Raw genomic sequence first — 24113 nt, 5'->3', positions numbered from 1 at the left:
ATAGGCACATGGGATGAGCAATGTTAAAGTTGATATAAAATTAAGACCTATAAGATTTGTTTTTCTTGTAAAGCCTGATGACAAAAAAAATATTCTTAAAATTTTTCAAATCAACACTTTCTTATGGGGTGGAAAATTCAATCCTATCGTTCCATTTTTTAAAAAAGTTCCAAAATGGTGGTCTAAATATGATCACCTAAAATTTAATGCACAACAGATAATAGATGATTACTTAGATTTTTTCGAACCTGATTTTATCGTTGAGGCAGAAAAAGGACTTGCTGATGATATTGATTTTAATAAAGATAGAATATTATTATTAGATAATCTACTTCATGATGGTAAATATGGTGAGAATGAATATGGGTTAATTGTAAATGATTTATATATTCATTTATACGAAAAAAAATACCAATTTGAGAGAAGACATAAGGTAGATATTGTAAATGTTACAGCAAAGGAAATATATTTACAAAAATTTGCTTCCTGTATTTTTGGTTCTTTTCCAGAAGATGATGACTTTTTATATCTTGAAAAGAATTATATAGATATTTTCGAACCTGCTACCATAGAGTTAGATGCTAAATCGTTAATGGAACTCTACTCATCTCAACATTTTACACCTTTAGACATTGGACATACACGAATAGATATTAATTTTTCCGAAAGAACACCTGATCCTAGGCTTTTTATTTTAGATATGAATGAAACTAGAGACTTAATAGATTTTTGGAATTTGAGAATTATTTATCGAGAAGTTATAGCGATACCTAAACAATGGATAAAGGAACTTTCTCCTTTTTGTAAAGAGTTTATTTTAAAACATCATCGTCCCTCTCCTTGGCAACCAGACTATATGTTTAATTCTACTACTATGTTTTCTCGTTCTATATCAGATGAAGAAGTGAAAAAAATCTATAGTCAATATATTCAAATTGATAAATTAGGAGCAAACCAAATACAATTTTGCTATCCTGATATTAAGGTAGAACAATCTAATCAAATTCATGGGTTACGTCGGCCTATTTTAACTTATCAACAAGACAGTAAAGAAGTTAATTTATCAAATGATGAAGATAGCCAAATGTCTTTTAATACATTATCACCTGATTTTGCAGAAAAATATGGCAATAAAATTCGTTGGGCAAACGTTATAAATATTGAAGATTGGAGCTCTGAAAATAAAATAACAACCGTTTTTCCGACTAACTACAGAAATCCAATATTTCCAAAATTTGGAATTTTTAATGAACATTTATTGTCTACAACGGAGGGTTTGATTATCTTCCCTGAATATAAAGACAATAACGAGCATTGGAGATTAGAAAATGGTACAGTTACTATCAATCAATGGCTAAAAGCATATGGCATATCAGCTACAGTCTCTGATGCCGGAAAATCTACACAACAAATAATAGAAACTTTAAGTGGTCTGATTCATGTTAGGAGTATAGCTAATAAAAATATTATCGAAACACTTGATAAAATGGCAAAAACACCGCTTACAAGAAGTTTTCAAGTAAATAAATTTGAGAACATGATAAATAAATATATTAAGAAACAAAAATGGTCTGCTCCTCGATCAGAAATTTTAGCTAGTCATAATATAGTAGAACTTGGGCTGGAAGTGAAATGTTCCAAGTGTGATAGTTGGAGTTGGTATACACTCAAAGAAATAGATTACACTCTCACCTGTAGTCGATGTTTGAAAAAATTTGATTTTCCCATTACAAAACCATCTAAGTCTGAATATTCACGATGGTCATATCGGGTTATAGGTCCATTTGCTATACCAAATTATGCTAGAGGGGGATATGCTTCTTCTTTAGCAATACATTTTTTTGAGAGAAATATTGGAAATGCGCGAGAATTAAAAATGACTTGGTCGGCAGGACAAGAGTTAACGCTAAAATCAGGTGAAAAAGCGGAAGCGGATTTTATACTCTGGACACAAAAACAAGATTTTTTAGAATTGAATGGATCGACTAATATTATATTTGGAGAAGCGAAAAGTTTTGCACAAGATGCTTTTAAAAATGAAGATATTGAAAAAATGAAATTGCTTGCGGAAACATTTCCCAATTCTATACTTGTATTTGCCACGATGAAAGATCATGAAGAATTTTCCAAAGATGAAATTAATCGACTTAAAAAGTTTGCACAATGGGGTAGAAAATATAACACTAAGAATCATGAAAGAAGAGCACATGTCATGATTTTAACTGGATTAGAACTTTTTATAGAGGATTATGCCGGATTGTCAAGTGCTTGGGAAAATAAAGGTGGTAAGCATCAGGAGTTAATTTCAGCACATATAATTAAATACAATTTAAATAATTTGGAACTTTTAGCGGAGTTAACACAACAAGTTTATTTAGATATGCCTTCATACTGGGAGGATTTGAAAAAGATCAAAAAATATAGTACAGATATATGAAGTAAAATAGAGACATAGCTAATTCAGTAAATTTGACAACACGTATACTTTTTTTGCATCAAAATGGCTATTGGAAAGTATCACTAAATATTTGTTATAATGTTTTAACTTTCCATGAGGAAAATATTATGGCTGAATACCAATCCATCATCACCATTAACCCTCAAATACGTTCGGGTAAACCGACCATTCGCGGGATGCGTATCAGTGTCTATGACATCCTCGATATGCTCGCAAGCAAGATGAGTTTTGCCGACATCATCGAAGATTTCCCTGAACTCACCGAAGAGGATATTCTCGCGGCACTCTCCTATGCGGCGGATAAAGAACACAAAGTTTCGATCTGCGCATGAAACTTTTGTTTGACCAAAATCTCTCCTATAGATTGGTCGCAAAAGTGAGTGATATTTTCCCAGAATCTGCACATGTTGCCGCATTGGGTCTCGATAAAGCCTCCGATTATGACGTTTGGGAATTCGCCAAAATTAACGGTTTTGTTATCGTTACCAAAGACTCTGATTTCAACGATCTCACCACCTATCACGGATTCCCCCCTCATATTATTTGGCTTCGTTCAGGAAACAGTTCTGTCGATAAAAACGCGGAGCTTTTGCTAGGGTATGCGGAACGGATTAAAACGATGATTTTGAGTAACGAGACGGGGATCGTCGAAGTTATCGGGTAATAAAAATTAAATTTAGATAATCCGGTTTAAATAACAATCTGCCATATTTTAGTAGTGATACAGAGTCGAGAGCTATAATATAAGAATTTTGTAGAGAGGGAAAATGTAGATGAAACATCAACACCAACCAACACAGTTTTTACTCTACAAATCCGAAAACGGAAAAATCAAAGTTGATGTATTGGTAGAAGATGAGACGGTATGGCTGACACAAGAACAGATGGCAGGTCTTTTTGGACGTGATAGAACCGTTATTACAAAACACATCAATAATATTTTTAAAGAGGGTGAACTAGAAGAAAAAAGCAATGTGCAAAATTTGCACTTTGCTCATTCAGACAAACCAATAAAATATTATAATCTCGATATTATAATCTCCGTAGGCTACAGGGTTAAATCACTCCAAGGGACACGGTTTCGCCAGTGGGCGACACAGCACCTCAAAGAGTTTATCATCAAAGGCTTTACGATGGATGATGAGCGGCTCAAAGATTCAAGAACGATATTTGGAAAAGACTATTTTGATGAACAGTTGGAGCGAATCCGAGATGTACGGAGCAGTGAGAGAAGACTCTATCAAAAGATTACCGATATTTATACACAGTGCAGTGTGGATTATGACCCAAATCATGAAACGAGCAAAGAGTTTTTTGCGACCGTGCAAAATAAACTTCATTGGGCAATAGTTGGCGAAACAGCTGCTGAAATCATCTATAATCGAGCGGGTAGTAGTAAACAAAATATGGGGCTTACAAGCTGGAAAAATTCTCCCCATGGTAAAATCAGAAGAGCCGATGTGGTAGTAGCCAAAAACTATCTCACATTAGAAGAACTCGATTTTTTCAATCGGATTGTAACGATGTATCTTGATTATGCCGAGTTTCAAGCCAAAAACAAACAAGTGATGACCATGAAAGATTGGGTAGCTAAACTCGATGCTTTTTTACAGTTCAACGACAAAGAAGTGTTAGAGCATAAAGGTAAAATTTCTCATGAGGTAGCTGTTGCATTAGCTTTAGATGAATATGAAAAATTCAGAGTGATTCACGACAAGGAATATGTGAGTGATTTTGATAAGTTGCTTTTAGAAATTGAAAAGAAAGGGTAATTATGCGCGAATTTAACGAAGAGATGATCAACTTTATCGATGCTTCCCCGACCCCCTTTCATGCGGTGGGAGAAATGGCAAAAGCGTTAGAGGCAAAAGGGTTCGTAAGACTCGATGAATGCGAGCCGTGGAAATTGGAAAACGAGAAAGGGTATTACGTCACCCGTAACGACTCCTCGATTATCGCCTTTACCTACCCTCCGTGCCCGGACAAAGGGTATACCATCGTGGGGGCACATACCGATTCTCCCCATCTGCGTCTCAAACCCAATCCCGTGACCAAGAGTGCTGGGACAATACGGCTGGGGGTGGAGCCGTACGGCGGAGTGCTTCTGAACCCGTGGTTTGACCGTGATCTGAGCCTCGCGGGACGGATCGTCTATTTGAACGGTGCGGGAGAGCGGTGTGAGAAGCTGATCGATCTGAAACGTCCGATTGCGGTTGTCTCTTCGCTCGCCATCCATCTTGATCGTGAGGCGAACTCATCGCACTCCATTAATGCACAAACCGATATTGTCCCTTTGATCGCGTGCGGCGAGGAGTTTGATTTTGAATCGTGGATACTGGAAGCCTTAGGCGAGAGCGGCGGGAAACTTCTTGCTCACGAACTGAGTTTTTATGACGTCCAAAAAGGGAGCTTTCTCGGAATCAATGAGGAGTTTATTACTTCGGCGCGTCTGGATAATCTGTTGAGCTGCTATGTAGGATTAAAGGCTGTAATGGAGTCTAAAACGCCGATGATGATAGCATGTATGGATCATGAAGAGGTGGGGAGCGATTCGCATGTCGGGGCAGGGGGGACGTTTCTTGAAGAGACGCTTCGTCGTATTGCGGGGGAGAATTTTGGATCGCTGATGCGCCGATCGTTGATGGTGTCGTGCGACAACGCCCATGCCCTTCACCCCAATTTTCCGACCAAATACGAAAGCGAGCATGCCCCGCTGCTGAATCGCGGGGTAGCGATCAAGATCAACTCCAATCAGCGCTACGCGACCAGCGCACGGACACAGGGACGATTTGTGCAGTGTGCGCAAACTATCGGCGTTGCGACGCAGACGTTTATTACCCGCAGCGATACAGGGTGCGGTTCGACGATCGGCCCTATCACGGCGACCCGCTTGGGGGTTGAGACGATCGACGTCGGAGTACCGACCCTCGCGATGCACTCGATACGTGAACTTTCCGGGACGGAAGATGCCTATGGGCTTTACCGGATACTCCTTAAGATCGGAGAATTCTGATGTCGGAGATGATCTCGGCTGAAGAGCTTAAAGCACTGATTGAGCAGACCTATAAGGTCGAAGAGGAGTATGTCTCCCTGCGCCAGTCGTATGAGCATCTGCAATCGACGGTTGAGCAGGTGATTGAATTTTTGCCCAATGCGATCTGGATTATCGAATCGGACGGCTCTATCTTTTTGCAAAATTCTCAAGCCAAAGAGCTTGAAAGCTTATTTGAGACCCTCCGTTTTGATGTCCAAGATTATGAGGTAAATTTTAATGAGCGTTCCTATTTGATCAAATCGGCGCACCACAACGAAAAAGACCTGCTCAGTGCAACCGACATCACCGAACAAAAGCGTAAAGAAAATTTGGCGACAATGGGACAAATGGCGGCACATTTGAGTCATGAGATCCGAAACCCGATAGGCTCCATTGCATTGTTGGCCTCGACGTTGATGAAACGGGTCAAAGAGGAAAATAAACCGATTGTGACGGAGATCCAAAAGTCGCTTTATCGGATAGAACGGATTATCAAAGCAACCCTGATGTTTTCCAAAGGGGTAAGTGCTCAAAAAAGTACATTACGATGGTGGCAAATACGCGAGGCACTTGAATCGGCAATCGGATATTACAGTTATGCCAAAAAAATCGATTTTACCTTACCGGATGAAGATTTTGAACTGGTCGGAGATTTGGATCTTCTGGTGATGCTTTTTAGCAATTTTATTTTCAACGCGATAGATGCGATTGAATTGGACGAAAACGATGAGGGGGAGATCGAGATGCGCCATCACTGTGATGGACAGCACCATGTTTTTGAGATTTACGACAGTGGAATACCGATAGAGAATGCAAAATGGCTTTTTGAAGCGTTTAAAAGCACCAAAGAGCGCGGAAATGGATTAGGATTGGTATTGGCAAGAAACATTGCCCAAGCCCACGGTGGAGACATTACCTTATGCGAAGGGGATCGTAAAGGATTTCGAATTGTGATCGGGTTATAAAGGCTTTGGCTCACCCAGATAATAGCCTTGAATATAATCGATTTCGAGTTCTTTACATTTATTATAAATCGCTTCGGAGTGGACAAACTCAGCTACCGTTTTTAGACCGAGACGTTTGGAAAAAGCGGTAACAGCAGTAATGATCGTTTGAGCATTTACATCGGTATCGAGATTACGTATCAGCGAACCGTCAATTTTGAGAAGATCGACGTCGAGTTGAATAATATGGGCGAAGTTGGAATACCCTGTACCGAAATCATCGATGGCTATTTTACATCCATAGTGTTTTACCTCGGCAATAAAAGAAGAAACCTCGCTGTAATTTTCAATCCCCTCACTCTCTAAAAGTTCGAATATAAGCCGATTGGCATGGCGGCATCGGTGTAAGTTTTGGATTAAAAATTCTCTTGTCGGGGCATCAAATATATCATCTACCGAAAGGTTGATAGAATAATGGTGCGATGTTGTTTCCAGCATCTTAAAAATGGTATCAATAACAAAGTGCGATATATACGGGTAGAGACGAGATTGTTTTGCTGCAGGGAGAAAATAGACCGGTGAGATGGCTGCACCTTCAGAGTCGATCATGCGTAGAAGCGCTTCATACTCGATCACTTGCCCTTCATAATTCATAATGGGTTGATAATAAAGGGCAAAACGATTTTGTTCGATCGATTCTTTAACCTTTTTGCTCCATAAAATATTGTGCTGATACTCTTGTTTAATTTGCATGGTTTCATCGTACAAGAGGTAACTGAGATGGCGTTTTTTGGCTGCTTTAAGTGCCATATCGGCATTAACCAATAAGCTATTGATAGTATGATTGGGAGTTTGTTTTAACAATATATCCATTCCCATGGTGAGAGTAACGTAAATACTTGCGCCGTGTAAATCATAATGCTTTGATTGCAGGTGGTGGATAATCGATAATCGTGCCGCTTCAAGCTGTGATGAGCTCATCGGGCTGGTGAGAGTTATAGCATACTCATCAGAGGGCATTTTGTAGAGATTCATCGGTAACGTTTTTGTTATATCATGGATAGAGTCACTGACCGAAAGGAGCGTCTTGTCTCCGATCTCATGGCCATAAAAGTCATTGATTTCTTTAAAATTATCAATATTCAGAAGCATCAGTGCATAAATTCGAGTATCTTGAATATCTCGTAGCAATGCGTGCCGATTCGGAATACCGGTAAGTCGGTCAGTATAGAGCTGATGTTCGAGCTTTTGATTTAGGGCACGAGTGATTTCAGCGTCGCGGTTGATGCGTCGAATTAAGATTTGAAATCCGATATGGAGAACAAATCCGATGATGGCAAGTAAAAGTACACTGATAAGGAGCAGATTGCGAATCTCTTGTTTATATTCATGGACATCTTCTGTGATATCAAAGGCACAGGTCATTATAGCGACGGGTTCATTTTTAAAATCGGTGAGTTTACGGGATGCTATGATGTAATTGCGCTTATCAATTTCATAGCGGTCACTATTATCAAAACTAAAGGTGGAGGGAAGATGTTCAAAAAGAGGATCATTGGAAGAGACGAGCGAATAGTTATGGTACGTTGTTTTAATGGCATCGGGAATCAGAGAATGGAGTTTTTTCGTATCAAAAGCAATGGCACTTTTAATCCCTGAATGGGCATCGAGACGTTTTTGGATTCGATTGATTTTGGCAACGGTCTGGATAATCCCGATAAACGTGTTGTCTTTGTAAATCGGTAAGATGGTGACAAGAGCTACATCGTACAGGGTAACATCTAAAGAGCTGACAGGTCTGCGGATATGTAATGCATAAGTTAAAATGGGGCGTTTTTTAGTGATATTATCACCAAATTTATGGGGATCCTGCATTCGCAAAAAATGGGTTCCGTCCGCTTTTATAAATCCCGCCAAATCGGCTTCATCACGCTCTTTGGCATCCAAAAAATAGGGCTTGGATAAACGGTAGAGTGTTTCTCGATCCCCTGCTGCAAAAGCATCGACGATATCACGGTTAGAAGCAATTTTACAGGCTAAGGCGTTAAGCCCTTTTTGAGTATCCAATATGGAGAGTTCAAAGGAACTTTTGAGGAGAGCACGATGCGCATCCGTTTTTTCTTCTAGAACCTTCTTTTTATCCTGAACAATGGTGACGATAAAAATAATAACGAGCAGGGCAATGAGTCCCATAGCATAAAATGTAGCTCGTTTTTTGATCTGTTTCACGCCTAACCTTCGTGGTGTCTAGCCACCTATTTGATAGGATTATAACATAGCTTGGGCAAGTCTTAGTGGATTAATAAGGATTTTTTGTAAAAAACTACGATTTCGGAAACAAGATTGAACCTAATCGAACCATGGTTGCACCGCATTCAATAGCTAGCTCAAAATCGCTGCTCATCCCCATTGAACAGATGGTAGCATCAGGGAGAAATTCAAATAAATGGCGTGTTGTTTCGAAGCTTTTTTTGATCGCAGTTATATCATTACTGTGAGCACCGATACTCATAATCCCTTGAAGATGCAAGTGGGGACATTCTTGCTGAATTTGGGCGTAACGCTCCTGAAATTCTTCGGGTGTGAACCCTGATTTGCTCTCTTCATACGCTGAATTCACCTGCACCAACGCACGAAGCGTTTTTCCATCGCGTGCAAGCCTTTCATTAAGGGCATGGGCAAGATCCAACGAATCGATGGAGTGAACTAAGTGGGGATTGAGGGCTAAAAGATGGTTGATTTTATTTTTTTGCAATGAGCCGATGAAATGCCATTCAATCGGTAAATCTTCCAAGACTTCACTTTTGGTCACTAGGTCCTGGACTTTGTTCTCTCCAAAGGCTCTTTGCCCTATGGCATAGAGTGCGCGTATCGCTTCTGCATCAACGTATTTGCTCGCCGCGACAATTTTGACAATGTGGTGGTCACTGACCCGCAAGCGTGCTTTTTCTATCCGTTCAATAATACGGTCAAAATGGCGTTTTTGTTCTATTATACTCATTTCATTAGCCTCGTGATATCGTTGTACAGCCCTAATGACATTAGCCCAAGGAGCATTATCCATCCGCCGATAGTGAGCTGGGTAATAACTGCTTCACTAGGGGCTTTTCGTCGGATCATCTCATACAGGTTAAACATAATATGTCCACCGTCAAGTGCAGGAATCGGCAGTAAATTGAGCACTCCCAAATTGACTGAAATCAAGGCCGAGAAGAAAAAGAGACTCATCCATCCATACGCTGTAGCATCAGCAGTGATTTGCACGATACTGACGACGCCACCGACTTCTTTCGCCGGAACAACGCCGGTGATAAGTTTTTGGACACTTTGAAAGATGAGTAAAGAGGAGTTATACGTCTCTTTAGTGGCATAGGTGAGAGCATCTATCGGGCTTAGATTCAATGTGATCGTTGCACCGGAAGCGGCAATTCCCACCATAGGTTGATAAACTGTCTCTTTGAAAAGATTGTGAGATTCAGTTATTTTTGGGGTGACGACAACGATTTGAATCGCATTAGAGCGTTGAATTTGAAGATTCAATGCACCGAGAGAGGATTTGACATGGTCGGATACGTCATTCCACGTTGTGATCTCTTCACCGTTGATAGTGAGGATGGTATCACCGCTTTGTAATCCGGAAATGTGTGCCGGTGAATCGGGGAGAACTTTTCCGATAATCGGGGAGAGAGCTTTTGGTCCGCCCAATGCGATTGCCAACAATAAAATCCAAGCGAGCAGAAAATTGGCTAACGGTCCTGCGAGGAGGATAATGATCCGTTGCCACGGTTTTTTAGAATTATAACTGTCGTTATCACTGCTGAGCGCAGTAGGATCAAGGTCATCTTGGCCTTTCATTTTGACGTAACCGCCCAGCGGAATGGCGGATATTTGCCAACGGGTATTGAGCCACATGAAGGAGCCTAGTTTTTTACCGAAACCGATACTGAAGACTTCCACATAAACACCAAAAAATCGTGCAGCACTGTAATGTCCCAGTTCGTGAAAGAAAATCATAGCCGATAAGACGGCGAGCGCTTCGATCCAACTCATACTGTCTCCTTACTAGTGTACGCTTTGCTAAATCCTACGAGATACTCACCACCGGAGTAGAGGGTTAATGCAACGGCAATCCAAAGGAGAACATCCGCGAGCGGCCAGTGCATCAGTAAAAAACCTATCGCGATCATTTGCGCCACTGTTTTCACTTTACCTGCCCATGATGCACTGATATCGATCCCCTCGGAGAGAGAGAGGGTACGAAGACCCGTGATAAAGAGCTCTCGGACGATAATTATATAAATTGCCCATGCCGATGCGGCACCGCTCATCATTAACCCTAAAAAAGCGGCAAGAGTGAGCATTTTATCGGCTAACGGATCGAGAATCTGTCCGACAATGGTGATTTGATCGAGTTCACGGGCGATATAGCCATCAAAAAAATCGGTAGCACTGGCGATCACAAAAAGGAGTGATGCCATATAATAGTTCCAACTAATATCCCATCCGGCATTGGTAAAGAGTTGCGGATTCAGGATAATCCAAAACATTACCGGAGCGATAAGGAGACGAGAGAGAGCAAGGAGATTGGGAAGGTTAAACACCCTGTGAGCCTTTGATTAATTCTAAAAAAGCGCGTTAGCGATTTTAAAAAGGCGCAAGCGCCGTGAGTCTGCTGCTGAAGCAAACCCAGTGTTAACGTAGGCTAGCGGGCTTTGCCCGCAGCCGTATTAAATTTATTGAAACGTCGTTCCGCCGTCTACCACGATGGTTTGTCCGGTGAGCCATGAAGAACCGTTACCGCAGAGGAATAAACATGCCCCTGTCAAATCTTCGGCTTCACCCATACGGCTAAGCGGTGAGCGTTTAATCACTTCCCCTTTTACCTCTTCGTAGTTCGGGAAAGCTTTGAGTGCATCGGTATCGATCGGTCCGCCGCTGACGGCATTAACACGGATCCCTTTTTCGCCCAGTTCGGCTGCTGCGTAACGGACCATCGCTTCGACTGCTGCTTTGTTGGTTCCGTGCCCCGCATAGTTTGGAGTATACACCAAATTTCCAGTAGAACTCATAGATATGATGGAACCACCGCCGGTTTTTTCCATCCGTTTTGCCGCTTCTTGAGCTCCGACGACAAACGCATCAACCGTTGCGGTATAGATATTGTTCAACCCTTTAGGTTTGAGACGCATAAACGGTCCGAAACCGCCGACGACGGCACGACCGGAGATGATAGCATTCGAGATAAAAAAGTCGAGGCGATCAAACTCTTCGTCAAATTTTGCATAGACCTCTTTGTACTCATCCGGTTCAAGAATATTAAGTGCATAACCACGGCATTTGACGCCATGATTTTTTTCAACATCGTTTGCAATTTCTTGGGCAATTTCACTGTTTGAATTATAGGTAAATGCGACATTTACCCCTTTTGCGGCGAACGCATAAACGATTGCTTTTCCGATACCGCGGGTTCCGCCGCTGATGAGTAGAGTTTTCCCTTGCATTGACAAATTAAGCTCCTTGAATAGTGTAATTTTTCATAACCTCTTCGATCCGATTGAGGTTGGCGATACTTGGTGCGACGAGCGGTAAACGATATTCTAAGGTATCGATCAGTCCGGCAATGAACATTGCCGCTTTGATCATAACGGGATTCGATTCAAGAAATAGCGCTTTATTGATAGGGAACAAAGCATCGTTTAATGCTTTGGAGCCACTCAAATCACCACTTAGGGCTTTGGCAACCAGTTGACTTTTCAAATCGGGTAGAAGATTTGACGTAACCGATGTGATTCCTGCCCCACCATTAGCGAGTATGGCATAGTCGATAGCATCATCGCCGGAAAATACTTTGAGTTCAGGTCTACGTGAAAGCAATTCGATGGTGCGTTCTATGCTTCCGGTTGCTTCTTTGATTCCGTAAATATTGTTAACATCATCGAAAAGGCGGATAACCGTATCGGCACTGATATCGACCACGGTTCGCCCAGGGACATTGTAAAGCATAAACGGGAGTTCAGGAACCGATTGGGCAATCGCTTTATAGTGCTGATAAAGCCCCTCTTGAGAAGGCTTGTTATAATAAGGGGCGACGGAAAATATAGCATCAACACCACATTTTTGCGCCATTTTGGCCGCTTCTATCGCTTCCGCAGTTGAATTGCTTCCCGCTCCGGCTAAAACTTTTGTCGCAGTACCGCGACACACTTCAACAGCGATTTCCATACATCGTCTATCTTCATCATAGGTTAAGGTCGCACTTTCCCCAGTCGTCCCGACGGGACAGACGGCATTAATGCCATGTTTGATTTGTCTTTTGATCAGGTCAGCATATTTTTGCTCGTCTAATTGTCCATTTTTAAACGGGGTGATTAAGGCGGTTGTTGAACCGGTCACAATGTTCATTTTTTCCCTTTTCTCAGAATAAGTGTCGTTGATTTATTAGGATCAAGATACTGCTGCGCTGCTTGCTGAATGTCGGATGGTTTTAGCGCAATGATCGATTTTTCGTATTTTTCCAAAGGTGCAATATCTCCGCGTGCCAAATAACTGCCGAATAATTCGGCTACCGATGTAGAACTCTCCAATGAGTAGATAAAATCGGCTTTGGTATTGATCTTGACTTTGTCGAGTTCTGCTTGTTCCACCACTTTTTCTTGGAGCGATCGGATCACTTTCCAAATCTCTTCTTCAACGGTTTCTGCTTTTACCCCATTATTACACACCGCTAAAAAAAGAAATACGCCCGGATCGATATTTTCCATATTATAGGCATAGATTTGGTTTACAAGCCGTTTTTCGTCCACCAATATCCGGTTTAGTTTTGAGCTTTTCCCTGAACTGAGCATTTCGCTCATGGCAGAGAGTTTAGGCTGATCGGGATGCTGAAAATTAGGGATGGGGAAACTGATCGCAAGCATTTCCACTTCACTCTCTTTATTGACGATAACACGGCGTGCACCGTCTTGCTCCGGCTCGATGGTTTTAACCGATGGGATATCAAGGGTATTGGCAATGGTTCCAAACTGTTTTTTGGCTTCGGTAAAAACTTGCTCAGGTTTAATATCGCCGGTAACCACCAAAATCGCGTTTTTAGGTTGATAGTAGGTTTGATGAAATTTCTGAATATCTTCTAAGCTCCAAGTTTGGATGTCGTTCATAAATCCGATCGGCGTCCAGTGGTAGGGATGATAAACGTACGCACTGTTAAAGAGGCGAAAATACAAATACCCCATAGGGTTATTATCGGTTCTCCAGCGGCGTTCTTCCGCAACGACGTTACGTTCCGGTTGAAACTCTTCGTCTTTGAGGTTGAGATGCTCCATTAATTCTGCAAACAATGAGAGCGATTTAGGAAGATTTTCATTACTTGATTTGATGTAATAATGGGTAAAGTCAAAACCGGTGGAAGCATTGTTGAGTCCTCCGATGCTTTTAACCTCTTCGTCAAATTCTCCGGCTTTGAGTTTTTTCGTCGATTTGAAGTTCATGTGTTCAAGCATGTGGGCAATCCCGCTTTTCCCCATCACTTCGTTTCGACTTCCCACTTTGTAAAAAATATCGGTCGAAATAACTTTGGAACCGTTATCCAAGGGGATTGCAACGACTTGAAGGCCATTGTCTAAGATTGTCGTTTCATAATGAGGCAAAGATGAGGCCATTAGGGTTCCTAAAAGTAAAAATAATCCGGTGAAGGCTTTCATGATCAGCGATCAGCACCGATAGCTTGGGTAATCGAGGTGTAGCCATCCTGCGCGATGAGATCGATCAAACCGCTGTTGATCTCTTCGACCACTTCCATCCCCTTAAAAATCAGGGCACTGTAAACCTGCACCAGAGAAGCTCCGGCGCGGATACGGCGATACGCCTCTTCGGGTGTTGAAATACCGCCGACGCTGATAAGGGTCGTTTTTCCGTAAAGCTCGCGGGCAATGGCGTCAAAAATATAAAAACTGCGCTCTCTTAGGACTTCACCGCTGAGTCCCCCGATCTCTTCGGGTTCACTGACCAGCGAGTAATCGATCGTCGTATTGGTCGCGATGATTCCGTCTGCTCCGCTCTCCACGGCGTGGGCACAGAGGCTGACGGCTTGATCTTCGGACATATCGGGGGAAATTTTAAGTAAAATCGGTTTGGAGGTGATCGCTTTTGCTTCGCTGAACAGCTGCGTGATAAACGCTTCGTTTTGCAAATCACGCAACCCCGGAGTGTTTGGCGATGAGATATTGATAACCATATAATCCGCATAACTGTGAAGTGCTTTGATCAGGGTGGTGTAATCTTTGATCGCTTTATCATCCGGGGTAAGTTTGTTTTTTCCGATGTTGACACCGATAGGGGTACTGAACGGATAGATGCTCTTGAGGCGGTGAGAAATGCGAAAAACTCCGTCATTATTAAATCCCATCGCATTTTGGAGGGATTCTTCTTCAATATGGCGCCATAGGCGTGGACGCGGATTCCCCTCTTGGGGTTTTGGGGTGAGGGTGCCGATTTCGGTAAAACCGAACCCCATGGATAAAACGCCTTGAAACATTGTTGCATTTTTATCAAATCCTGCGGCAAGACCTACGGGATTGAGAAACGTTCGCCCGAAAAGTTCTTGGGACAGGGAGGGATGGGTTATGAAATTTTTAGCGATCCATTTGTTAAACAGGGGAGGACAAAAATCGGCACTGCGTAAGAGTGCGGCAGCAAGGGTATGGGCACTTTCGGGCTGCAGTTTAAATAACCACGGTTTGAGAGATTCGTAATCGATCATTTGACCCTACCTCTATATACAAAAAATTGATGCGATTATACTCAAAAAAGGATTAACAACTCTTTATTCTCCCATTTTGCCTGCAAGACGTCGGTATGCTTCGGATGTAGCCAAAAGCTCGTTGTGGCTTCCACGATCAACGATTTGCCCTTCTTCGAAATACAAAATAACGTCAGCGTGTTCAATAGTACTGAGGCGATGGGCAATCATAATGGTGATTTTATCTTTAGCATAGGCTTCCAATGCAGCTTGAATTCTTTTTTCACTTTCATTATCCAGAGCGCTGGTTGCTTCGTCTAAAATCAGTAAGGATGCGTGTTTGTAGATTGCTCGGGCAATGGCGATACGTTGGCGCTGACCTCCTGAGAGATTGGAACCGAACTCCTGCATCATCGTATATATTCCCTCAGGAAGGGCATTAGCAAATTCAAACGCATCGGCCATTTTGAGTGCTGCTTTAACGTGTTCTTCATCTATATCGGCTCCGTATGCTACATTGGCGGCCAACGTATCCTGGAAGATATAGACCCGCTGCGAAACGGCAGCAATTTGATGACGCAGAGAGTTTTGTGTGTACTCTTTTGCATTGCGATTATTGAGGATTACGCTCCCGGTATCGGGGTCATAAAAACGGAGCAGCAAATTGACCAATGAGCTTTTACCGCCGCCGCTTTGTCCGACGAGAGCAACGGTCTGTCCTGCATGAATAGAGAGATTTAATTGAGAAAGAGCCGTTTTGTCCCCAAATTTCAACGTTACATCGCGAAACTCGATGGATTGTATCGGTTCATCGAATACTATCGGACCGTCTGTGACTCTATTTTCGAGTTCAAATATATCGAATACCCGTTCGGTAGCTGCTTGGGCATCTTGGATTTTACCGTAAATGGAGCTTACACGGCGCAATGGCTGGAATACCAGTCCGACTGCCGTTAAGAAGGCGGTGAACTCTCCGACGCTCATCGCTCCGGCATACACCTCTTGCCCTCCGACGAAAATAACGGCGGATAGACCGATTGCGGCGATGATTTCCATAATCGGAGAGACAAGCTCATTGGTGTAGGTTGATTTCATATTTATATGGAAAAACCGTTCGTTTTCGTCAGAAAAACGGTTCATTTCGTAGGCTTCCGTAGCATTCGCTTTAATGATTTCACTGTTATTGAACACTTCCGTCAGACGGGTGAGTACATCGGCATTTTTCTCTTGAGAACGGTGGGAAAGTTTTTTGAGTCGTTTGGCAATTAAAATCAATGGATAAATGACGGTCGGCATAACGATGAGCGCCCAAAACGATAAGACGGCATTTAAATAAATGACGTAACCCACGAGGGCTAAAACAGTGAGGGATTCGCGGATAAGCTCCGGGAGCATTGTCGAGACAAAATATTGCACCCGAGCGATATCATTGGTAATACGAGAGATCAGTTCACCGCTTCGATTAAGATACAAAAATCGCATGTCCATGTGAATCATTTTGGCTAAGAGATCTTCACGGAGACGCGAGACAATATGCAGACCGATATAATTGGTATAAACCGATTGTAAATAGCGCCCTGCCGATTTCGCAATGTAAATCACAATCAACATCAGAGGTATCAGGTAGAGCATTTTGGGATCTTTGGCAATAAACATATCGTCCATAATCGGTTTCATGATGTGAGCTGTCGCCGCAGTAGCTGTTACGGTTAGTACAATTCCAATGACTACGAGGATATATTGAAGTCTATATCCTTTCATGTAAGGCAAATAGTAGCTAATAGTTTTTTTCAATCTCGTATCTCCCAAAAAGTTCCTGCAGGAGTATCCATAATAGAAACCCCTAACGCCGTTAGCTCATCGCGAAGTGCATCGGACGCGGCAAAATCTTTTTCTTTTTTGGCAAGAGTCCGTTTCGCGATTAAATCATCAATTTTTACTTTAGCCGCCGTATCCAGACCGAACTGAAAATATTCATACGGATTTTGCCCCCCGAATCCCAAAACCGTTTCGATTGTGGAGAGTGAAGAGAGTAGGCTTTGTCGATAGAGCTTATCTTTAGGATTTGCATCGAGCATTTCGTTCGCATCGGCAATGAGCTCATCGATCAGGGCATAGGCACGAGAGACATTCAAATCATCTCCCAACGCTTCCAACAGGGCTTTTCTGAATTCCGTTTCAATTATTGGAGCGGTGAGCCCGAAAAGGCGCTTTTTGAGGCGATAGAGACGATCAAGACGACGTTTGGAACCGAGCAGGTCTTCTTCATTAAAATTAAAATCCCCTCGGTAGTGGGTGCTAAGAAGATAAAATCGTAATACTTCTCCATCGTAGGCTTTGAGAGCGTCTTTGAGAAAAAAACTGTTTCCTAAGCTTTTGGACATTTTTTCACCGTCTATTGTGACAAATCCGTTGTGCATCCAGTACTTTGCCAGTTCATGGTTCGTTGCGCAGCGGGTTTGTGCCGCTTCGTTTTCATGGTGAGGAAAAAGAAGGTCTGCTCCGCCGCCGTGGATATCAATTGCATATTCATGAACGCCGTCGCTTACATAGTGTTCTATCATTGCCGAACATTCCAAATGCCATCCCGGGCGTCCGCGTCCAAAGGGAGAATCAAAAGCTACACTATCATCATGAACGGCTTTCCAAAGGGCGAAGTCGGCTTCATTTTTTTTCTCGCTCACTTTTTCGACGCGGCTGATATTTTCCATACTTTGGCGGTTGGAAAGGCTCAGATAGCTTTTATCGCTGGAGGTATCAAAATAGATGTCTCCGTTGCTGATAGTGTAGGCATGATGTCTATCCAGCAGCTTTTGGATCATATCGCACATTGCACCGATAGATTCCGTTGCTTTGGGCTCCAATGTCGGAGCTTTGACCCCTATCGCATCCATATCACGGTGATAAGCAGCACTGTATCGCTCGGCTATTTCGCGGGTGCTTACCCCTAATTCACGTGCTTTATTGATGATTTTATCGTCGATATCGGTAATGTTTCGAGCGAAGAGAACATCATACCCTTTTGCTTCTAATACACGACAGAGAAGATCAAATACGAGTGCGCTTTTAGCGTGCCCAAGATGAGCGTCATCATACACGGTAGGTCCGCAGACATAGAGGGATACTTTCCCTTCTATGAGGGATTTAAACGGTAGTTTGGATTTTTTTACACTGTCATAAATAAACATGGAACCCCTAGTCATTAACGTATCAAGTTTAGCAAATATAGATTTAAAGTATAAAATAGTACCCCAAATATGCTCATACCGGCAATAAAGTAAACGGTTGTTTTTGTTTTTAGAATATCAAAAAAGATTGCCCAGCCCACTTCTCGTATCGTAAGTATCATTTGCACTGCACCGCCGATACTTCCTGCCAATGCCAATCCGGCCGCCCCCATCGGTTTCATAAGAATAAGGGAAAAAATAAGATTGATGATAAGTGATGCTGCGGCAATTTTAGCGGCTTTGATGTGTTTGTGCATGGCATACAGGTAGAGCGAAAAAAGTTTTGCAAGTCCGAAAGGGACTAAGCCTACCATATACATCATTAACACATTCGCGGTGTTGTGCGTATCGGTAATGGTGAAATGCCCTCGTTCAAATAAGAGCCAAATGATGGGTTCGGCTAAGAGCACCCCCCCCAGTACCGATATGCCTAATAAAGCGCTAAGCAGCCAAAATGATTTAGTAAGATTTTTGTAGGCAAGGGTATGATTTTCATTTTTAATCGCTTTGGCGATCGTAGGAAAGAGTGCGGTGGTAATGGCTAACGCAATAATGGCAAAAGGGAGTTGAAAAATTCGGTTGGCATAAAAGAGATACGATACCGAACCTGCTGCTAAAAACGATGCCAAAGAGGTATCAATAAACGAAGCGATTTGAGCCGTCGAATTACCCAAAACCGAAGGAAAAAAGAGGGAAGCAAATTTGGATTCTTCGGCTTTGACATTTTTGGTTTTTCGGTAATTCCACCCTCCGATCAGGATTTTTAAAAGCCCTTTTTGGCGGATGGTGTAAAGGTGGGTCAGTACTTGAAACGCTCCACCGACCAAAATCGAAAAACTTAACGCGTAGACGATCGTTTTCGGATCGCTTTGGCTAAACAGGAGTAAGGAAGCAATCATGGCAATATTCAGCCATACGGTTGAAAATGCGGTCGTAAAAAAATGTTCTTTATGTTGGAGCAGTGTCCCTAAAAAGGTAACGATAAAAATAAGATCCAAGTACCAAAAGTTAATGGTTGTCAGGGGGGCGGTTTTAGAGATAAGTTCGGTATCCCAATCCCAGGCTAGCAGTTTTGTGAAAAATGCCGGAAACAGAGTTACCAATAGGGACAAAGCGACAATAAAAATCATAAAACGGATGAAAATAGCTATCGCAAAGACACTTTTTTGTTTTGAAGCAATGTACGAGGGCATGAAGCTTTGGGTAAAGGAGCCTTCCGCAAAAATACGCCGAAAGAGATTCGGAAATTTGAAGGCCATAAAAAAGATATCACTCCACATATTGGCACCCAAAGCCGATGTCATTAAAATATCGCGTGCCAGTCCTGTTATACGCGAGATTAGAATGCCAAAAGAATTGGAGAATATGGATTTAAACATACGTTATGCAGTGCCTACAATAAAGTTTTACGAAAGTTTAACGAATATGTGATTAAAATAGGCTCACTGTTTAGAAAGGGAAATTATGGGACTGTTTGCCAAAGAGAATGAGAGTGAGCCATCCGTATCACAGATGAAGCCAATTATTGTTCGTACCGGGAATGTTGCCAAAGAGTTGTTGCAAGTCGCATCAAATGCTAAAATTCCTGTTCAATCTTTAGATTTTAAACTTCTTGATACCCAGACGTTTAGCCGATTAAATGGCGAAGTGGGATTAGAAGATTGGATTGAACTTACTGCGGATGAGGTCAAAGATATCACCGAAGAACATTTTCTCAACCCGAAATTTGAACTTAAACAAACCTATGAAATTGAAATTTTTGTTATTTCTGAACTTAGCCCATTGGACTCTATTGAGATGTCTATTGGTGGAAATTCTACACTGTGTAAAATATATTTAACGATTAAAGCCGGAAGCATTGTCCGTTATTATGAGTCATTTGAACAGGATTTTCTGGTGGCGGTAAACAAAAAAAAGCTCCGCGCCAATTTGATGATCGGATTATTTGATTCCGTTATGCCGAAAAATTTGGGAGAGCTCCTTGCCAAAATTCGAATTGCCGGAGAATATCATTTTGAAGTGCAAGAACGCTATTTGATTGCACAATCTTATGAGCCGGTTCCGACGACTAATGATAAATTGATTCTCCATTTTGAAGTTAACCGTCAAAACCAAGATGAGAATGGACGGATTGATTACGCCAAACGGGGATATTTGATCAGCGCGGTTGAAAATGAGTTGTTGATTGAATACATTAAACCTTTACGGGGAGGGGATGGCCGTAGCTGTAGAGGAGATTTTATTGCTTCTAAAGAGCCGATTGTCCGTTATGAACCTACATTTACGACAGGGGAAAAAATTACCGTTATTGATACTCCGACAACAATTGAATATCGAGCCAAAAGCGGAGGATATGTCACCTATGAGGGGGGGATGTATGATATCCGAACCGAAATGGATGTCACCGAAATCAGCTTTAAAACGACCGGTTCCATTGATTCACAAATGGATGCGGATGTTTCGATCAATGTAAAAGAAAAAGATCCGTTTAAAGACGCCATCGGAATAGGGATGGAGGTTACGGTCAATGTCATCAATGTTGAGGGAAATGTCGGTGCGAATGCCAAGGTTACGGCAAAGAAAGCCAGCATTGACGGTCAAGTTCATCAAAGTGCTGTAATCAGGGCCGATGAATTGAAAATTAATATTCTCAAAGGGGAAGCTTATGGTAAAAACATTCAGATTACCCGTTTGGAACAAGGGAGCGTTGAATCTGAGAAAGTGAGTGTTCAGCAGGCTACCGGGGGGAAAATTAGAGCAAAATATATTACGGTTGAGACACTGGGTTCACATGTAAAAATGACAGCTTCGCATACGATTGAGATACACCACTTAATGGGTGGGGAAAATCAGTTTATTATTGACCCCTTATTGAATGAATCGAGAGAGAGTTTGGCAGAACAGACGAAAAAAATCATTGAGGTAAAGACAGCCGTTAATTCTATTCAAAAAGAGTTGGAAGGATATGAAAAAACGGATTTAGAAAACGGTCCCGCGATGGAAGAACTCAAACGTAAACTTGCCCATTATAAAAGCAACGGGATTACCTTGCCTGTCGCGTTCGTCCAAAAATATCGGCAGTTTCAAGATTTTAAACAAAAACTCGAATCGCTGCGGGGCGAATTAAAAGAGAAAAAAGATCAATTGGAACGGCTAACCAGTCAAATGTCTGCTTTACAAAGTGATATTTTTGAAGCTCGTATTATTAACCATGATCGCTGGAAAAATCATAATGAGATTATTTTCAAACTGATTGATCCTGATATTGAAGTAGTGTATGTTCCCTCCGAGAACAGTGATGAGAAATTTTTGGGCTTGCATAAAGACGAAGATGGAAGTTTTTCAATAAAGGTGTTGAATAAATGATTGTAGGATTAGACGGTATAGTAGAATATAAAGAGCCTACTTTGCTCCATCTTAATGTAAGCGGCGTCGTTTATGAAGTTTTTATTTCGCTGCATACGTATGGGGCTCTATCGTCTGAACGATGTAAAATTCACACGGCTCATATTATTCGTGAGGATGCACAACAACTCTATGGATTTGCCCAAAAAAGTGAAAAAATTCTGTTTGAGGGGATGTTAAAAATTAACGGAATCGGTCCCAAAGCGGCATTGGCTATTTGCTCAACCTTTACGCCGGAGCAGTTTGCGGGTATTATTTCATCCAAAGATGTCAATGCACTTAAAAAAGTTCCGGGAATCGGACCCAAAAGTGCAGCTCGAATTATGGTTGAATTAGCCGGATTTGATGCGCTGCTGTTAAATTCAGGAGTGTCGGTAAGTTCTGCTGCTACCGAGGCGTCTATGGCACTCGAATCGCTTGGTTTTAAACGGGAACAGATTGCCAAGGCCCTGAGTGCATCCACGGCAACCGATACGGCCTCTTTAGTCAAAGAAGCATTGAAACAATTACAAAAACTTTAAAAGGAAACATGTGAAATTAGCAATTTTATTCGGCGGAGCCAGTTTTGAACACGAAATCAGTATTGTCAGTGCTATCACGGTAAAAGAGAAGCTAAGTCGTTTTGAGCTTAGTTTTATTTTTTGCGATCAGGATCATCAATTCTACCTTATCGATCCGGCAAAAATGAAAGCTGTTACGTTTTCACGCGGCGAACACCGTAAAATGCCAAAGTTAGTATTGACGGACGGCGGATTTGAACAACGCGGATTATTTGGATCAAAAAAACATGAGATGCCTATTCTTAACCTTATCCACGGCGGGGATGGCGAAGATGGCTCTATCGCAGCTTTGATGGATTTTTTCCATATTCCGTTTATCGGCCCTCGTAAAGAGGCCTCTATGCTCAGTTTTGACAAGCATTATACCAAATGGTTCGCCGCATCGCTTGGAGTCAAAACACTCCCTTTCGAAGTGATCCGAAAAGAGGATAAAAGGGCAGTTGCTACAGCGTATCCGTTTATCGTGAAACCGGCTCGATTGGGAAGCTCTATCGGTGTGAGTATTGTTCGTAATGCTAGCGAGTTAGATTATGCGTTGGACGTTGCGTTTGAATTTGATGAGGTTATTGTTATTGAGCCGTTTATTTCCGGGGTCAAAGAGTATAACTTAGCAGGTTTTAGTGCGCGCGGTGAGATTACTTACTCTATCGTTGAAGAGCCTCAAAAAGCGGAATTCCTTGATTTTGAGAAAAAGTATCTCGATTTCTCCCGTTCCGGAAATGTCGCAGAAGCTTCGGTAAGCGATACGTTGGTAACTCAGTTGCGGGATGCATTTAAAACGATTTATTCCCCATTATTTGAAGGGGCATTAATCCGTTGTGATTTCTTCGAGATTGACGGCGAAGTGTATCTCAATGAGGTCAATCCGATTCCGGGGTCAATGGCTAATTACCTTTTTGAGGATTTCAGCGGTGCGATTCAAAAACTGTTGGGTTCATTGCCTGATAAAAAAGCGATTCGGGTGAATTACGATTATATTCACTCTATTTCACAAGCCAAAGGCAAATAAGCGTGGCGGTTAAAACAGTTCAGTATAAACAGCACACCTTTTCGATCAGTTATGAAATACTCAACCCGTCCTCTCATATTGATATGATTTTTCTGCATGGATGGGGGTCTCATAAAAATTTGATGAAGCATGCGTTTGCGGCTCATTTAAAGCAATTCCGCCACATCTATATTGATATGCCGGGTTTTGGCAACAGCACGTGTAATATGACCCTTACCACGGATGATTATGCCACTATTATAGAGTCCTTCTTATCCATGATTGAAGCCGATAAAACGATTGTTTTAGGGCACTCATTCGGAGGCAAAGTAGCATCACTTCTCAATCCCGATTTACTGGTACTGGTGGGTTCAGCAGGTATTTTAGTACCCAAACCGTTGAAAATCCGTCTAAAAATTGCCCTCTTTAAATTACTCAAAATCAGCGGACTTACCTCGTTGCGCCGTTTTTTTGTTGCGCCCGATGCACAAGGCCTTTCTCAGCCGATGTATGAAACATTCAAACAAGTCGTTAATGAAGATTTTACCGATAAGTTTCGTGCATTCAAAGGTAAAGCATTGCTCTGCTTTGGTCATCAAGATACCGCAACCCCTTTGTGGACAGCGTATAAGATTGCAGAGCTCATCCCCGAGTCCAACGTGGTTGAATTCGATGGCGACCACTATTTCTTTTTGGAGCAGGGCGCTAGCGTAGCCAAAGAGATTGAAAAAAGTGTATTAAAAAGTTTAGAGCATTAAGG

General features: G+C 42.1%; 21 protein-coding genes. 10 read left to right on the top strand and 11 right to left on the bottom strand.

Annotated elements, in window-relative coordinates:
• The first annotated feature begins 13 nt into the window (after positions 1-13).
• The 6 genes from WC407_RS02030 (at position 14) to WC407_RS02005 (ending at position 6457) form a co-directional block, all read left to right on the top strand.
• Entirely contained in the window at positions 14-2437 is a 2424-nt protein-coding gene (locus WC407_RS02030; RefSeq protein WP_373020677.1) for a hypothetical protein, read from the top strand.
• A 128-nt stretch (positions 2438-2565) separates the two neighbouring features.
• Positions 2566-2790, top strand: a complete 225-nt coding sequence (locus WC407_RS02025; RefSeq protein WP_373020675.1) for a DUF433 domain-containing protein — start codon at positions 2566-2568, stop codon at positions 2788-2790.
• Positions 2787-3122 carry a DUF5615 family PIN-like protein gene (locus tag WC407_RS02020; protein WP_373020673.1) on the top strand — a complete coding sequence of 112 codons (336 nt, stop codon included), beginning with the start codon at positions 2787-2789 and terminating at the stop codon, positions 3120-3122. Before WC407_RS02025 ends, WC407_RS02020 begins: the two co-directional genes overlap by 4 nt.
• Positions 3123-3231: 109 nt before the next feature.
• Entirely contained in the window at positions 3232-4230 is a 999-nt protein-coding gene (locus WC407_RS02015) for a virulence RhuM family protein (RefSeq protein ID WP_373020671.1), read from the top strand.
• A 2-nt stretch (positions 4231-4232) separates the two neighbouring features.
• Positions 4233-5471 (top strand): M18 family aminopeptidase, encoded by a 1239-nt coding sequence (locus WC407_RS02010; protein WP_373020669.1) that lies wholly within the window; start codon positions 4233-4235, stop codon positions 5469-5471.
• On the top strand, positions 5471-6457 hold the full coding sequence (locus WC407_RS02005) for a PAS domain-containing sensor histidine kinase (protein WP_373020664.1): 987 nt from the start codon (positions 5471-5473) through the stop codon (positions 6455-6457). Before WC407_RS02010 ends, WC407_RS02005 begins: the two co-directional genes overlap by 1 nt.
• On the opposite strand, the gene WC407_RS02000 is transcribed toward WC407_RS02005, so the two are convergent.
• The 11 genes from WC407_RS02000 to murJ all read right to left on the bottom strand — a co-directional run bounded on the left by WC407_RS02000 (position 6452) and on the right by murJ (position 19779).
• On the bottom strand, positions 6452-8665 hold the full coding sequence (locus WC407_RS02000; protein WP_373020662.1) for an EAL domain-containing protein: 2214 nt from the start codon (positions 8663-8665) through the stop codon (positions 6452-6454). The two genes, WC407_RS02005 and WC407_RS02000, sit on opposite strands and share 6 nt — an antisense overlap.
• A 94-nt stretch (positions 8666-8759) precedes the next feature.
• Positions 8760-9437, bottom strand: coding sequence for a YggS family pyridoxal phosphate-dependent enzyme (locus WC407_RS01995; protein ID WP_373020660.1), 678 nt, complete (start codon positions 9435-9437; stop codon positions 8760-8762).
• On the bottom strand, positions 9434-10486 hold the full coding sequence (gene rseP / locus WC407_RS01990; RefSeq protein ID WP_373020658.1) for an RIP metalloprotease RseP: 1053 nt from the start codon (positions 10484-10486) through the stop codon (positions 9434-9436). Before rseP ends, WC407_RS01995 begins: the two co-directional genes overlap by 4 nt.
• Positions 10483-11037 carry a CDP-diacylglycerol--glycerol-3-phosphate 3-phosphatidyltransferase gene (gene pgsA, locus WC407_RS01985; RefSeq protein WP_373020653.1) on the bottom strand — a complete coding sequence of 185 codons (555 nt, stop codon included), beginning with the start codon at positions 11035-11037 and terminating at the stop codon, positions 10483-10485. The genes rseP and pgsA overlap by 4 nt, the downstream gene beginning before the upstream one ends.
• Positions 11038-11169: 132 nt before the next feature.
• A complete protein-coding gene (locus tag WC407_RS01980) occupies positions 11170-11937 on the bottom strand; it encodes an enoyl-ACP reductase (protein WP_373020651.1) in 768 nt (255 codons plus the stop codon).
• A gap of 7 nt (positions 11938-11944) precedes the next feature.
• Positions 11945-12838, bottom strand: a complete 894-nt coding sequence (dapA, locus tag WC407_RS01975; protein WP_373020649.1) for a 4-hydroxy-tetrahydrodipicolinate synthase — start codon at positions 12836-12838, stop codon at positions 11945-11947.
• Complete coding sequence (locus WC407_RS01970) at positions 12835-14094, bottom strand: M16 family metallopeptidase (protein WP_373020647.1); 1260 nt, start codon at positions 14092-14094, stop codon at positions 12835-12837. Before WC407_RS01970 ends, dapA begins: the two co-directional genes overlap by 4 nt.
• Positions 14095-14138: 44 nt before the next feature.
• Positions 14139-15194, bottom strand: coding sequence for a quinone-dependent dihydroorotate dehydrogenase (locus tag WC407_RS01965; RefSeq protein ID WP_373020642.1), 1056 nt, complete (start codon positions 15192-15194; stop codon positions 14139-14141).
• A gap of 63 nt (positions 15195-15257) precedes the next feature.
• Positions 15258-16967, bottom strand: a complete 1710-nt coding sequence (locus tag WC407_RS01960; protein ID WP_373020640.1) for an ABC transporter ATP-binding protein — start codon at positions 16965-16967, stop codon at positions 15258-15260.
• A complete protein-coding gene (gene cysS / locus WC407_RS01955) occupies positions 16964-18361 on the bottom strand; it encodes a cysteine--tRNA ligase (protein ID WP_373020638.1) in 1398 nt (465 codons plus the stop codon). Before cysS ends, WC407_RS01960 begins: the two co-directional genes overlap by 4 nt.
• Before the next feature lie 14 nt (positions 18362-18375).
• Positions 18376-19779, bottom strand: a complete 1404-nt coding sequence (gene murJ, locus WC407_RS01950) for a murein biosynthesis integral membrane protein MurJ (RefSeq protein WP_373020636.1) — start codon at positions 19777-19779, stop codon at positions 18376-18378.
• Positions 19780-19864: 85 nt separating this feature from the next.
• Here murJ and WC407_RS01945 point away from each other — a divergent pair, with 85 nt between their 5' ends.
• From WC407_RS01945 to WC407_RS01930, 4 genes are read left to right on the top strand one after another with little or no spacing between them, the layout of a single operon-like run.
• The gene (locus WC407_RS01945; RefSeq protein ID WP_373020634.1) at positions 19865-21766 is read left to right on the top strand and encodes a flagellar assembly protein A; all 1902 of its coding nucleotides are present in this window, start codon (positions 19865-19867) and stop codon (positions 21764-21766) included.
• Positions 21763-22326 carry a Holliday junction branch migration protein RuvA gene (ruvA, locus tag WC407_RS01940; protein ID WP_373020632.1) on the top strand — a complete coding sequence of 188 codons (564 nt, stop codon included), beginning with the start codon at positions 21763-21765 and terminating at the stop codon, positions 22324-22326. The genes WC407_RS01945 and ruvA overlap by 4 nt, the downstream gene beginning before the upstream one ends.
• 10 nt (positions 22327-22336) lie before the next feature.
• On the top strand, positions 22337-23374 hold the full coding sequence (locus WC407_RS01935) for a D-alanine--D-alanine ligase (RefSeq protein ID WP_373020628.1): 1038 nt from the start codon (positions 22337-22339) through the stop codon (positions 23372-23374).
• Between the two features lie 2 nt (positions 23375-23376).
• On the top strand, positions 23377-24111 hold the full coding sequence (locus tag WC407_RS01930) for an alpha/beta fold hydrolase (protein ID WP_373020626.1): 735 nt from the start codon (positions 23377-23379) through the stop codon (positions 24109-24111).
• Positions 24112-24113: the final 2 nt, after the last annotated feature.

This window comes from Sulfuricurvum sp., assembly GCF_041651515.1.
GTDB lineage: Bacteria > Campylobacterota > Campylobacteria > Campylobacterales > Sulfurimonadaceae > Sulfuricurvum.
Note: the sequence above shows the minus strand (reverse complement) of the source record. Positions and strands in the feature narration are given on the sequence as shown.